13 protein-coding genes, 2 tRNA genes and 1 pseudogene are annotated in these 12,289 nt (G+C 44.4%); 9 read left to right on the forward strand and 7 right to left on the reverse strand.

Annotated features, from left to right (window positions below; all coding sequences use genetic code 11):
• Nucleotides 1–30 precede the first annotated feature (30 nt).
• The 7 genes and pseudogenes from NSQ91_RS24160 to NSQ91_RS24190 all read left to right on the forward strand — a co-directional run bounded on the left by NSQ91_RS24160 (nt 31) and on the right by NSQ91_RS24190 (nt 3,896).
• The gene (locus tag NSQ91_RS24160) at nt 31–207 is read left to right on the forward strand and encodes a YjfB family protein (RefSeq protein WP_076098563.1); all 177 of its coding nucleotides are present in this window, start codon (nt 31–33) and stop codon (nt 205–207) included.
• A 163-nt stretch (nt 208–370) separates the two neighbouring features.
• A complete protein-coding gene (locus NSQ91_RS24165; protein ID WP_076192141.1) occupies nt 371–922 on the forward strand; it encodes an ImmA/IrrE family metallo-endopeptidase in 552 nt (183 codons plus the stop codon).
• 66 nt (nt 923–988) lie between these two features.
• Nucleotides 989–1,150, forward strand: a complete 162-nt coding sequence (locus tag NSQ91_RS24170) for a hypothetical protein (RefSeq protein WP_155288176.1) — start codon at nt 989–991, stop codon at nt 1,148–1,150.
• 365 nt (nt 1,151–1,515) lie between these two features.
• A complete protein-coding gene (locus NSQ91_RS24175; protein WP_076192025.1) occupies nt 1,516–1,851 on the forward strand; it encodes a DUF3139 domain-containing protein in 336 nt (111 codons plus the stop codon).
• A gap of 114 nt (nt 1,852–1,965) precedes the next feature.
• A pseudogene (locus NSQ91_RS24180) lies at nt 1,966–2,085 on the forward strand (phosphomethylpyrimidine synthase ThiC); the annotation flags it as partial.
• 330 nt (nt 2,086–2,415) lie between these two features.
• Entirely contained in the window at nt 2,416–2,910 is a 495-nt protein-coding gene (locus NSQ91_RS24185) for an RNA polymerase sigma factor (protein WP_076136658.1), read from the forward strand.
• Entirely contained in the window at nt 2,907–3,896 is a 990-nt protein-coding gene (locus NSQ91_RS24190) for a hypothetical protein (protein ID WP_340920233.1), read from the forward strand. Before NSQ91_RS24185 ends, NSQ91_RS24190 begins: the two co-directional genes overlap by 4 nt.
• Before the next feature lie 818 nt (nt 3,897–4,714).
• Here NSQ91_RS24190 and NSQ91_RS24195 read toward each other — a convergent pair.
• Nucleotides 4,715–5,218 carry a hypothetical protein gene (locus NSQ91_RS24195; protein ID WP_076128844.1) on the reverse strand — a complete coding sequence of 168 codons (504 nt, stop codon included), beginning with the start codon at nt 5,216–5,218 and terminating at the stop codon, nt 4,715–4,717.
• Nucleotides 5,219–5,626: 408 nt separating this feature from the next.
• On the opposite strand from NSQ91_RS24195, the gene NSQ91_RS24200 reads away from it, so the two are divergent.
• Nucleotides 5,627–5,992, forward strand: coding sequence for a hypothetical protein (locus tag NSQ91_RS24200; RefSeq protein ID WP_339244497.1), 366 nt, complete (start codon nt 5,627–5,629; stop codon nt 5,990–5,992).
• Between the two features lie 33 nt (nt 5,993–6,025).
• Nucleotides 6,026–7,243 carry a sialidase family protein gene (locus NSQ91_RS24205; RefSeq protein ID WP_340920238.1) on the forward strand — a complete coding sequence of 406 codons (1,218 nt, stop codon included), beginning with the start codon at nt 6,026–6,028 and terminating at the stop codon, nt 7,241–7,243.
• Between the two features lie 439 nt (nt 7,244–7,682).
• On the opposite strand, the gene NSQ91_RS24210 is transcribed toward NSQ91_RS24205, so the two are convergent.
• The 6 genes from NSQ91_RS24210 to pyrF form a co-directional block, all read right to left on the reverse strand.
• Nucleotides 7,683–7,756 (reverse strand) — tRNA-Ile (locus NSQ91_RS24210).
• 44 nt (nt 7,757–7,800) lie between these two features.
• Nucleotides 7,801–7,877, reverse strand: a tRNA-Met gene (locus NSQ91_RS24215).
• A gap of 82 nt (nt 7,878–7,959) precedes the next feature.
• Nucleotides 7,960–8,124: a hypothetical protein gene (locus tag NSQ91_RS24220; protein ID WP_167347621.1), complete on the reverse strand. Its 165-nt coding sequence runs from the start codon at nt 8,122–8,124 to the stop codon at nt 7,960–7,962.
• A gap of 112 nt (nt 8,125–8,236) precedes the next feature.
• The gene (locus tag NSQ91_RS24225; RefSeq protein WP_076128836.1) at nt 8,237–9,724 is read right to left on the reverse strand and encodes an ABC transporter substrate-binding protein; all 1,488 of its coding nucleotides are present in this window, start codon (nt 9,722–9,724) and stop codon (nt 8,237–8,239) included.
• Nucleotides 9,725–10,886: 1,162 nt separating this feature from the next.
• Nucleotides 10,887–11,525 carry an orotate phosphoribosyltransferase gene (gene pyrE / locus NSQ91_RS24230; protein ID WP_076305581.1) on the reverse strand — a complete coding sequence of 213 codons (639 nt, stop codon included), beginning with the start codon at nt 11,523–11,525 and terminating at the stop codon, nt 10,887–10,889.
• Nucleotides 11,522–12,268, reverse strand: a complete 747-nt coding sequence (gene pyrF, locus NSQ91_RS24235) for an orotidine-5'-phosphate decarboxylase (protein WP_076185241.1) — start codon at nt 12,266–12,268, stop codon at nt 11,522–11,524. The genes pyrE and pyrF overlap by 4 nt, the downstream gene beginning before the upstream one ends.
• Between the last annotated feature and the right edge of the window lie 21 nt (nt 12,269–12,289).

The raw sequence follows: 12,289 nt of genomic DNA on the forward strand, positions 1-12,289 counted from the left end.
TAAACAGGATATACACAAAGGAGGTGCAATATGGATATAGCTGCATTATCAATGGCAATGAGCCAAGCATCCTTAGCTCAAAATGTTGGGATACAGGTCATGAATATTGCCAAGAATCAGGCTGAAACCCAGAGCCAAACCATGGTGGAAATGCTGGGCAAAAGCGTTGCTCCGAATTTGGGAAAAACACTTGATATTAGTGTGTAATTGCTTTATGCTAAGGATACATGAGAACGAATGTTCCTGTGTATCCTTAGCATTTTTTTACTCTACATAGCCCTTCGGGCTTTTCTTTTGCGCATTTATGCGAACATACGATCCCATTAGTGATTTATTAGTGATTTTAAACGAGGTGAATAAGTTGGAGAACATGAAATCATATTATCAAATGACTGTGCTTGAGAAATGGACGGAGGATTTATACAAGCGATTAAATCTTCATCAGCCTTCACAAATTTCAATATCGTATATTGCAGAACGGCTTAATATCTGGGTTCATTATTTGGATGTGAAAAGCAAGAGCATTGAAGCGTCTGCAGGGATGTACAGCCTGTTTATCGACAACCGCCTTCCAGCCAATCTTCAACGGCTAGAGTTTCTTCATGAACTGTGTCACCTCCTTCGCCATGGCAGTGATAATCAGACCTTGATGCCAGAGCATTTCACGCGGGCACAGGAGGATGAATCCGAGCGTTTTATCTTGTATGCGGCGATGCCTTACTCCATGATCTCCCGCATGACATTGCCTGAGCAACGGGAAGATGCCATCTCCTATCTTGCAGCAGAATTCCAAGTACCTGCCGAGCTAGCCTTACAGCGGATTGATCAGATCCAAAGACGTGTGTTCCAAGGGCAATTATTGGCCGTGATGGGAAGAAACGAAGAACGACTGACACATATTCGCAACGGATCACGGAGATAATAAGCTTAGTTGCAATAGTGCTCTGCATATTCATTTATGGTGGAATTTCTCGTGAGGGGGAACGACATGGAAGCCATTAAAGTAATTGAATTATTACTGACTCATCCGGATTATAATGTAGATGCAGTACACCCCGAAATCCCGGATTTCGTGGGCATTGAGACGATTGAGGTGGATCACGAAACGGGGACCTTCTCCATTTTATTGCAAGAACCCAAAGAGGACTAAAAGAGAATCATTATTCTTCATAAGTTAAAAGGCAGCAAATATAGTATGTCCCGGCAATTCTTCGTTCGCTTACGCCTGGATTACTATCGTTATTTGCTGCCTTTTTGTATAATCTGTTATGCAAATACAAACTGTATCACACTAATAAGAATTAGAATAACGAATACACCTACAAAACCCCATATTAAAAACTAAAAGATTTTCACCCCCGGCAGCCTTGGACTTACCTGATCCTCCAGCATCTTAATTCGCTGCTTCAGCTCCAGTATTTTCTCTTCTTCCTGCGCCATATATCTATGAATGACATACCAGTCTCAGTATATTATCTTATAACTATATACAAATTATTTATATGGAGGGAATTAATGAAGAAAAAAACAAAACTAATCTTCATCGTTCTAATCCTTTTAATCTATGGGATAACATCCTTAGCCTTCCACTACTTCCAAAATCATATGAACAGAGAAGTCATTCATTATCTAGTAGAGACGAGAAATTATAAGAAAGAAGATTTTGATAAAGTATACACCCAGATTGCCAAAGCTCCCCTCGTAAGTACCACGGTGATTTTTGCAGACGAACCCTACGCAAGATACTTTTATCGAAAAGAAAATGGAAGGATCTTTCAATACAGCAGGGCTCCTGTTAAAGGTAATGATCCTAGCTATACATATAAACATATCGAGGAGAATCTCCCGTGAAGGAGTTGCCCTATTAAAAAGACGCGTTTGTCCAGCAGTCAGCACTTGGCTGCTTGGGCAAACGCGTTTTTTTGATCTTCCCTGCTCTAAATAGGTAAACATCGTTTGCGTAGACAGGTGATGGTAGAGGGTTCAGGACATGCGCCGATGCACTTGATTAAAGAGAATATGGATAAGCAACTTGTAACTTGTAACGAAGCCCCTTTTTATACATTAGGTCCACTGACTACAGATAACATTGGCGTGGTTCTTAGCAGCTATCGGACACAGTTGATCTTATGCGCGGTATAACACTCCATTTCAAAGTGTAGCGGACCCCATAGCCTTTATTGGCATGAAAAACACCATATAAGACCTCCTTTTTAAGGAATAGCGTCACTGGAGTCCGCGAACCTGCTCAAAAGCCTATAAATATGCAAATAACGACTTCTGAGTCCGTAAGCCTCTGGAGATAATTTATGAATAGGTATTCTTTACGCTCAAACACAAAGGAATTTCCTCAGGAACAAAATGTGACCTAATGCCGTCCTAAATGGTGTTATAGGTAAAGGGGGGCACAGTATCATGCAGCGATCCATGACCCGGCCGGGAAATCATGTGATGAAGAGTTACGAAATCTACGCAGATATGCTGTTCCGGATCGCTTTGGTCCATCTAGGCAACCGGCAAGATGCCGAAGAAGCCACTCAGGATACCTTCATCAAGCTAATAGAAAAAGCGCCGGAGTTCAAAGATGCCGAACATCAGAAGGCATGGCTGATCCGGGTAATCACCAACCATTGTAAAACACTACTGGGCAGAGGCTGGCGCAAGCGTGAGGTTAAGCTGGAGAGCGCTGAGCCAATTGCGGCAGACAGCCCCGAGGATTGGGCTCTGCTGCAGTTAGTTATGGCGATGCCCATGAAGTATAAAACCGTAATCCATCTTTATTATTACGAGGACTATCCCATCCAGGAGATCAGCAAGATTCTGCAGATTAGTCAGTCTGCCGTGAAGATGAGACTTCAGCGGGGACGGCAACTGTTAAAACTGGAGCTGGAAGGAGCGGAACCACAGTGAAGGAAGATCAGTTTCGAACAACATATAAGAAAGCGGTGGATTCGATGAAACCAGGTGAAGAGATGAAAAAAGAATTGTTCAATAAAATAGAGCAGCGGCAGGAGCGGAAGCGTCCGCGCAAAACCGTTTATATCGCAGCAAGTGTCGTGCTCGCCGCAGGAATAGGTCTGGCTGGGCCTAGTATATGGCAGCAGTTGAACAGTCAGAGCTCCCCAGGGCAGGTTGCCCAGGTAACTCCGGGAGCAAGCAATGCTGGCAATTCAGGCACAGCTACATCCGGCAGCATTGTCATTCCCAAGCTGAAACTGCCAGATAAGGAGTCTGGCGTGAAGGCAGATATGATGGCCTTGGTCGTGTATAAAAATAATATTTATACACAGTCAGCGACTCGCATTGACGCTACCGATGCTGCTGCTCTGCGCGGTGATAAGTTGGGACGCACCACAGGAGGCATCAACGAATGGAGCGGTAACGACGAATATATTGAGTTAGCCTCGAACATCGGCGAAACGGATCTCTATTCCGTGAAGGGCTATGACCCCAGCTTTCTGATTATGTCCTATTCGGTAATCAACGACGAGGTATTCGCCGAACTGTATGAGCACACCAACGGCATCACCATAAACAGCGGCGCCGACCTGTTCGGCAAGCTGAATCTTGAAGGCCGAGTTACTTCAGCTCAATGGGAAAGCTTCAACAGTTGGAACAACGGCCTCCAGCAGCAGGCGCCAATCGCCAATGGCGAGGCGCTTGATGGCTTCCTGACAGCCCTCCAAGCGGCTAAACCGCTGGCAGCAGAGCCGCTGATCGAGCAAGGCATCTACGACAGCGAAGACCGCAAGATCATCTATTTACAGCTGGAAGACAACGCCCGAGTAGAGCTGACGCTGTTCGGTCAAGGACTTGTACGCTACGGTCAAGCACCGGTATTCTTCGAGGTCGAATCCGGGGCATTCCAGCAGCTGTGGAACAGCATGAAACTTTAGGAATGCTGGTGGAAACCCAGGGATAGCGGTTGGGACTGCGATCGGGACTGCGATCGGGACTGCAATCAGAACTGCGATCGGGACTGCGATCGGGACTGCGATCGGGACTGCGATCGGGACTCGATCGGGACTGCAATCAGAACTGCGATCGGGACTGCGATCGGGACTGCGATCGGAACTGCGACTGGGGCTGCGATCGGAAGCAATTGAGAACCTCGTTTCGGTCGCCCTGCTCTCCATTGGACAATTTAGATGACTGCTAACAAAAACGGCGCTGCTTCAAAACCATTTCATGGTTTGGAGCAGTGCCGTTTTATGCTTTACTGAATGGTTTATGAACTCGCATACTAGATATGCTGGTTGTAGAGGTGAGACTACTGATTGTTCCTTTAAAAGCTGCTTCTCATTGTAATTTCTGCAACTAAATCTGTGAAGAGCACGGCACTAACGAGCTAACGAATTAACGAACTAACCTCCTCCACCTCGAGCTATCGGACCCAGATGTCGCTATTTGCTGATTTTCAGCCTTAAGAGCATGGTTTCGGACTCCATGGACGCTAATGCCTAGAAAGAGGCTCACATGCGGTACTTTTTATGCCAATAGCGACTATGGAGTCCGTTAGAATTGCAAATGTGGAAAAAAACCGCTTTAAGGGTCAGCTGTGTCCGACAGGAGAAGCATCGTTCACGTAATTGTTATCGAATCAAATTTCAAAGGAACACAGGGTCTCTCTCGATACTTCCGATTGCTACAAAAAAAGGAACGCCCACCATGGACGCTCCTTGAATTTCTTATTAGTCTACTACACTCTAGCTAGTTACGCATTTACACTTTCTGTTTTACGATCCTGTCTTGCGTGTAATGTTTTCATCGCAAATCTTGCGATCGGCTGCGCAACCAACAGTTCAATCCAAAATGCTATTCCAAAGTTTCTCGGCCAGATGTGAAGGAAGTTTTTAAGTGGATCCAGGCTTATTTGTTTCGTCCCAACCCATGTGCCGATAATTGATAGTAAAATAGATAACACTGTGACATTCAATAAAGTATTCAACAGAATCCTTGCATTAAATCCATCGGTTTGTCCCATGAATTTCGGCATCACTTTCCCGACAATCGGACCTGCAACTAATCTTACGGATAAAACTACGATCATCCACATAAACGGAATAACCTTTAGTGTATCTATATACACTTCCTTACTGAAGCCGCGTTCCAACCCCACAATAATAGGGGCAATAGTGTTAACTGAAATGATTGAAATAATGAGTAAAAATAATATACCTTCTTTTCCGTTTCTGGGCAGTCTTGTGTCTCCATGCATGTTTGTCATCTCCGTGAATAATATTTCAGATGGCAGACGTATCATGAGACATATATTTTTGGCCCAATAAAAAAGACCAATATCTCTACACACTGATATTATAATTATAACATTTATTTAAAATAAATGTCAGACCTTCTATTTAAAATTCTTTAAATTCTCCTGCTGATAGCGAATAGTTACCTGCATGCGCCTTACAAGAGCAGCAGTGGCAGAGAAGTCGTAAAAATCGTCAATTGCTGTTCAACTTATAATCAAGTTATCTTCAGATTTCTGAAAATTTATTTGTATTTCCCCACCTAATTAGACCTCTCAGTATTCATTTCCGCGATTTTTCTGATTCCCTTGTCCAAACACAATGAATCTCAATTCATATATATATAGCAAACTAATAAAGAGGTGAAGCTCATGGCAACAACAACAGGCATCATTACGAACACAGGGACTACCCCAGCATCCAACGTGCTCATTAATATCGATAATGACAACCTTAGTTTTTCATCTAACGTAGTCTATCACGTTTACGTATGGAATACCTTGGTTAGTAAAGGTTTGGTCTACTCCAACTCATTAAATGTTAATGCTAACACCAGCCAGTTTCTCAGTTTTAATATCGCAGGCAATTCAGCTTATGAAGTCCAATTTCTCGTAACTGGAAACGCACCGGCAGACACGATTATCACGGTGTTTGGAACGGATTCGTCAGGAAACGTCATCCCCCATCAAAGAGTGCTGCAATCCGAACTTACTTTCATAGCTCAGCTGAACCCGTAAGTACCAAAAACTCTATGACGAAAGGAGCTTTGCATGGTTAATATTCAACTTTCACCGAGCGCAAGCGTTCAGTTTGAGCCCACCATCGCGGTAAATTGGCTTAATCCTTCAGTTATGGTTGCCGTAGCTGTAGATCTTCGATTAGGCCCTCCTAATATAGGTTTATACAAATCTATTGACGCAGGTGCCACTTGGACAACAACGTTATTGCCGTTACCGACAGGATTTGCAGGCATCGAAGCACCACATATTGATTATATTTTCCCGACCACTTTCGTAGTATTAGCCCACGCCTTCGATTCAGACGGTCTCAGCGGGTCGATCGTCTCCTATACATCTGCCGACAATGCCTCTTCATTCGGACCGCCAGTCATCGTGAATCAAGGGTTTGGGCAGTTTGTAAATGATGATCAGGTGGTCGTTGTCACCGACAAAGCTGGATCAAGTCCCTTTTTTGGAAATGTATATACTGGTTATACGCATGATTACAACACACAATTCATACCGGGAAATACGATATTCTTCAATCGTTCCCTAGATAACGGTAGTACCTATTCCAGTCCCTCCCTGCTGTCTTCGGTCGAAGAATTCGAAGAATTCCCCGGTATAGCAATTACATTAAATGGGATTGTTATCGTGGGATGGATCAATCAGCCTCCCGGTAATACTGATCTTAAAATTCGCACATCCTCAGACGGTGGGGTCACTTTTACTCCTGAAACCATGGTCGCCAGCGTTGTAGTCCCACCAGATCCATTGCCGGGATATACATTTAGATGTCTGACATACCCTTCCCTCGCAGCAGATATTTCTAATGCACCGACGACGCGAGGGAATGTCTATGCTGTATGGCAAGATTTTCGAGAAGGTTATTCCGATATTTTTCTTGCCACTTCCACCAATTTTGGTGTGGATTGGGGGGCACCAATATCCATTACAGGTAGTCCGGTTGGCTCCCAAAACTTTTTCCCAGCCATCACCGTATCCCCTGCGGATGGTGCAATATTCGTTACCTATTACACTAATCGAGTCAACCCCCTCAACCTTGATGTTTATCTAGCAACATCTAGAGATGGCGGTATGACGTATACAAACACCCGGATAACAACAACTTCCTTTGACGTCACCGGCATCCCCCTAATTGGGGACTACATCGGTAATGCCATCGTCCCCCAAACAGGCCGTCTAGTGAGCGTATGGACAGACACGCGGACCGGTACTGAGAACATCTGGTTTGGGGATAATCAATAAGCTATTAATCAACTTCTGATGATAAATTAAAAGGCTGTTAAGTTAGTATATCCATCTTCAATAAAGGATGCCGAGCGAATATACGGCATCCTTTATTGCTTCTTATCAAAATTCAGCATTAACCTTTTCAAAGAAATCATCAATTTCAGCGTATTGGACATGCTTTTAATTCAATCAAAATCTACGGCGTATGGTGCTTGCTACTTAATAGTCTATATGTCATGACTGTCCCCTTTCCTCTACAAGAGTAGGGCAGTTCCACAGAATACATACTTTTTACCGTTTTCCAGATGATCTATGATAAAACCAGTGGATCTAACAACGCCGTGACCAAAATGTGATCATTTTCTATTTTGTCGCTTTTCCAACTCTTCCACTTCTACTTACAAGGAGCCTATAGACAGCAAAAAACCCTTACAAGGTAAGGGTTTTTGATAAGTGGGCCCTGAGGGACTCGAACCCCCGACCAATCGGTTATGAGCCGACCGCTCTAACCAACTGAGCTAAGGGCCCGGATCTAAAAATATCCGAATGTACAATTGCTGTTGTAATAAAATTGGTTGCGGGGGCAGGATTTGAACCTGCGACCTTCGGGTTATGAGCCCGACGAGCTACCGGGCTGCTCCACCCCGCGTCAGAAATAATATTCAAACAGCGACAATAAATAATATACAGTACAAAATGGGTCTACGTCAAGGATGAATTTGTAAAAGTTCTCAAGGCAAAAATCTAACCCCATATCTTCCTTTGCGGGATCGATAAATCTCCACAAAACTTGGGTCATGATAGCCATAAATCCAGCCATCTTGCTCCAGTCTTTTTGCCAAACAGCCTGCTTGAAATCTCGTTCTGAACAGTTTCGCGAAGTATATCCAATTCATGATGCCCTCTTCTCCTTTTCGCAAATTAATCTTACGCTGCTCTGAACTTATCATGCCCAAGTTCCACAAAATAAGCCACCGGAAATCCGGTGGCTTCTACATATTCCAAAACTCAATCCCCTATGGAGTCAAAATAATATGTGGGATCTTTTTCGAGCGTACCCAGCATCGTATTCCCTTGCTTCTCCCAAGCTTTAAGTGCACTCTCGACCGTTCTCTTGCCCTGATAAACTTCTGTGAACAGTTGACGCCCAACATCGTTAATACGGCTAATTCCAGGCTTCTGTGTTTGTAGGACGTTCATCAAAGGATCATTGGCTGGTAATGGTTTAAGCGTATAGAAGGACTCCAGATTTACTGAAGGTACTTTCGTGGTAATGTAATCCTTACGGGAAGTTAGTTCCCCGCGGGTATGGGCTTTAATTTTAGCTACTTCATTACTGTTGACGAATTTGATCAAATCCCACGCATCTTCCTTATTAGCAGCCATAGTGTTGATAGCCATCATATTACCTACCCAAGTACCTACAGCCACTCCTGGTTTCTCCTTAAAAGTAGGTACGGTAACGAAACCCCAATCGACAGGATTATAATTTTTAATTTTTGCTGCATTGCGGCTCACACCTGCAAGCTCATTAAGATAATCGTATTCTCCAATTACCATTGCAGCTTTTCCGGTAAGGAAGAGATCCCCTTGGACAGGACTATAGGTACTCCGTTCTGTTTCTATAAAATCCATACCGTTTAACCCAGGTGTAATTTGCTTTTTCACCAATTGGCTGTAGGTCGTCCAAGCTTGACTCCACTGTGTTTGGTTTACCTCCATCTTATGTCCCTTGTTGTCATACATAGCAAGCTCCAGCGGTGAGACATAGGTCTGCATATCCCAGAAAGGATCGCTCATATAACGGTTCATCGAAAAGCCATATATACGCTTATCTTTATTTGTCGATTTCTTGGTCACCTTTTCGGCCAGCGCGAACACTTCATCCCAAGTCATCCCATCTGTCGGATAACCTACACCAGCAGCATCAAAAATACCTTTGTTAAAATATAACGCACTCGACATAAAAGTCGGCGCTAACGCGTAAAGACTTCCTCCACCCAGCTCACGAACTCCACTTAGCATCGTAGGCGCCATATTGCTTAAATCATATTGATCTCGTGCGATAAGCGGCTCCAGCGGTTGCACCAGATTATGTTCCACCAAACTCTTCACCAATGTACTATCACCGACGATTACATCAACTGGCTCTGCACCGCCCATAATATCTCGGATATTCTCCAGATTATCTGGGTTAACCTCTGGATAGGTGCTGTCAAAACGAAGCTCATTCATATTGATGGCTGGAATAATCTCAAGTTTGATTTCAGGATGCTGCAATTCATACATATCTGTAAACTGCTGACGAAAAGAAGAATCGTCCTCTCCAGACCAGAGGCTGCCAATACGTAACACGCGCTGTTCTGTAGATGGCTTAGAAGCCTCCGCCCAAGCTGTATGCCTGCTTTCAGAAATTAAAGGCAATAGGAGTGCTGCACATATTCCAAAGCTTAACCAGCGCCGCCATAGCCTTCTATTATTATTTATATGATTCATTCTTGAACCCTCCCATAAAATACTCAATCCATCCACCTTATGAATAATTACCCATAATTCTAGTAACAGTATATAGCTTTATTCAGGAGGGGAAGTTACAGGCTGTTTAAAGTTATGCTACGATTTCTTCATATTATTTCTATAAAAAACGTTCCGCGAGTTCCCTGAGGATACTGAAATGCCCTTCTGCGACAGGATAATTGCACTTTGTGCAACTATTACAGCTGAGTGTGTTGTGCTTCTCCTTTTAATTGCACTATGTGCAGTTAAAAAACGTTATTAGGTGCTTTCAGCGGATTTCTGGCTGATTTAATTGCACAAAGTGCAACTATATCGCCAGATCCTCTAAGGAAGGTTAGTTTAAGTGCAGAAACTACAACTATTCGGCGTTTGAGACGACAGCGCAATGGAATCACCGGGGCAGAGTATAGTATTCCAGAGTGTCAGAGTATCAGAGTATCAGAGTGTTCAGAGCCAGAGCATAGAGCGTTAGCGCATAACAGCAGAGTTTCAGAATCCCGAGTGTCAGAGCGCAATATACCAGAGCGACAGAACGCAGGTCAGCCAAGTGTCAGAACGTGAATGTAAATGTAGATGTGAAATGTGAATGCAAACACCAAAACCCTACTCTCCACTCTACTTTTCCTTTTACCAGTACAGCATTCGCCTTCCCTACTAACTAACCTACTACATTTCATGTGACCGGCACAAATAGCCCCTTCTGCGGCAGGATAATTGCACTTTGTGCAACTATTACAGCTGAGTGTGTTGTGCTTCTCCTTTAATTGCACTATGTGCAGTTAAAAAACGTTATTAGGAGCTTTCGGCAGATTTCTGGGTGATATAATTGCACAAAATGCAACTATATCGCCAGATCCTCTAAGGAAGGTTAGTTTAAGTGCACAAACTGCAACTATTCGGCGTGTGTGACGACAGCACGATGGAATCACCGGGGCAGAGTATAGTATTCCAGAGCGCCAGAGTTTACACCTGCCGCGGATGGATAATTGCATCTTTCAGCAATAAATAACAACGTACTTTATGCACCTATACAGCAGAGTGTGCTTTAAGCTTTCCTTTTTATTACACTCAATGTAGTTAAAAAGAAAAGCCTCCCACCAAAAAGTGAGAGGCCCGTCCAATCTATACTCAAATATTTAGTTTAAACGCCAAATGCGGAAGGATCTTTTCTCCAAGATATCAGCAGTTCCACATCTGTAGCTGCGATCTTGCCTTGTGTAAGAGCCACATCAATCAATGTGCTGTAGTTGGACAAACTTTGTAATGGCATCTCTGCTGCGGCAAAAGCATCCACCGCACGGTCCAGCTCGTAGCTGAAGATTGCCAATACAGCCAACGCTTCTGCGCCTGCTTCTTGCACAGCTTGAGCTGCTTTGATGGAGCTTCCACCAGTGGAGATCAGGTCTTCGATAACGACTACCTTTTGCCCCGGCTTAATCAGTCCTTCGATCTGGTTCTGCTTGCCGTGACCTTTAGCTTTATCGCGGATATAAGCCATTGGCAGATTAAGTTTATCAGCTACCCAAGCTGCGTGAGGAATGCCTGCGGTTGCTGTACCTGCGATCACCTCTGCGTCTGGATACTGGCTTTTAATAAGCTCAGCGAAGGCATCAGCAATATAGTTACGTACCTCTGGGTAAGCCATAGTCAGACGGTTATCGCAATAGATCGGGGATTTAATACCAGAGGTCCAGGTAAAAGGCTCCTGCGGACGCAGTGCCACTGCTCCTATCGTAAGCAGATAACTTGCTACTTGTTCACTTCTATTTAATGTACTCATGCTAGGGTCATCTCCTCAATAATATTTAGTGCTGCTTGACGTGGATCAGCCGCAGTTGTAACAGGACGGCCCACCACCAGAAAGTGGCTGCCTTGCTGAATGGCTTTGCCCGGCGTCATCACCCGGGACTGGTCACCTAGGGATGCACCTGCTGGCCGGATACCAGGTGTAACTGTACAAAATGCGGGCCCACAAGCCTCTGCGATCGCTGAAGACTCTTGCGGTGAAGCCACTACCCCATCCAGACCTGCAGCGGCTGCCAGCTTAGCGTATCTGACCACAGTATCTTCTACTTCTCCTGCGATTCCAATTTCGTTATTCATCACTTCTTGGCTCGTGCTGGTCAGCTGTGTAACTGCGATAATCAAAGGCATTTTAAGTGCAGCATTCGCATTAACTACTGAAGCAGCGCCTTCCCGGGCTGCAGCCATCATCGCTGAGCCTCCTGCGGCATGTACGTTAAACATATCCACACCGAGGTTCGTAAGGCTTTCTGCCCCGCCTTTTACCGTGTTAGGAATATCATGCATTTTGACATCTGCAAATACAGAATACCCCCGAGATTTCAGTTCATTAATGAATTCCGGTCCGGCTGCATAAAAAAGCTGCATTCCCACTTTCATATAACAAGGAATCCCTTCCAGCTTGTCAATCAAGGTTCTTGCCCCAGCAACATCAGGGTAATCTAAGGCGATCATCAAGCGATTCGCCATTTCATTCCACTTCGCATCTCCCTGTCCCATAACCGTTCTCCCATCCAGTGC

It is taken from the genome of Paenibacillus sp. FSL R7-0048 (assembly GCF_038004505.1).
In the GTDB taxonomy this organism is placed as follows: domain Bacteria; phylum Bacillota; class Bacilli; order Paenibacillales; family Paenibacillaceae; genus Paenibacillus_AQ; species Paenibacillus_AQ odorifer.

Excerpts from the sequence above, each read along its gene's own strand:
- NSQ91_RS24160 (WP_076098563.1), top strand. The coding sequence starts at position 31 with ATGGATATAGCTGCATTATCAATGGCAATGAGCCAAGCATCCTTAGCT.
- NSQ91_RS24165 (WP_076192141.1), top strand. The coding sequence starts at position 371 with ATGAAATCATATTATCAAATGACTGTGCTTGAGAAATGGACGGAGGAT.
- NSQ91_RS24170 (WP_155288176.1), top strand. The coding sequence starts at position 989 with ATGGAAGCCATTAAAGTAATTGAATTATTACTGACTCATCCGGATTAT.
- NSQ91_RS24175 (WP_076192025.1), top strand. The coding sequence starts at position 1,516 with ATGAAGAAAAAAACAAAACTAATCTTCATCGTTCTAATCCTTTTAATC.
- NSQ91_RS24185 (WP_076136658.1), top strand. The coding sequence starts at position 2,416 with ATGCAGCGATCCATGACCCGGCCGGGAAATCATGTGATGAAGAGTTAC.
- NSQ91_RS24195 (WP_076128844.1), bottom strand. The coding sequence starts at position 5,218 with ATGCATGGAGACACAAGACTGCCCAGAAACGGAAAAGAAGGTATATTA.
- NSQ91_RS24200 (WP_339244497.1), top strand. The coding sequence starts at position 5,627 with ATGGCAACAACAACAGGCATCATTACGAACACAGGGACTACCCCAGCA.
- NSQ91_RS24205 (WP_340920238.1), top strand. The coding sequence starts at position 6,026 with ATGGTTAATATTCAACTTTCACCGAGCGCAAGCGTTCAGTTTGAGCCC.
- NSQ91_RS24220 (WP_167347621.1), bottom strand. The coding sequence starts at position 8,124 with ATGAATTGGATATACTTCGCGAAACTGTTCAGAACGAGATTTCAAGCA.
- NSQ91_RS24225 (WP_076128836.1), bottom strand. The coding sequence starts at position 9,724 with ATGAATCATATAAATAATAATAGAAGGCTATGGCGGCGCTGGTTAAGC.
- pyrE (WP_076305581.1), bottom strand. The coding sequence starts at position 11,525 with ATGAGTACATTAAATAGAAGTGAACAAGTAGCAAGTTATCTGCTTACG.
- pyrF (WP_076185241.1), bottom strand. The coding sequence starts at position 12,268 with ATGGGACAGGGAGATGCGAAGTGGAATGAAATGGCGAATCGCTTGATG.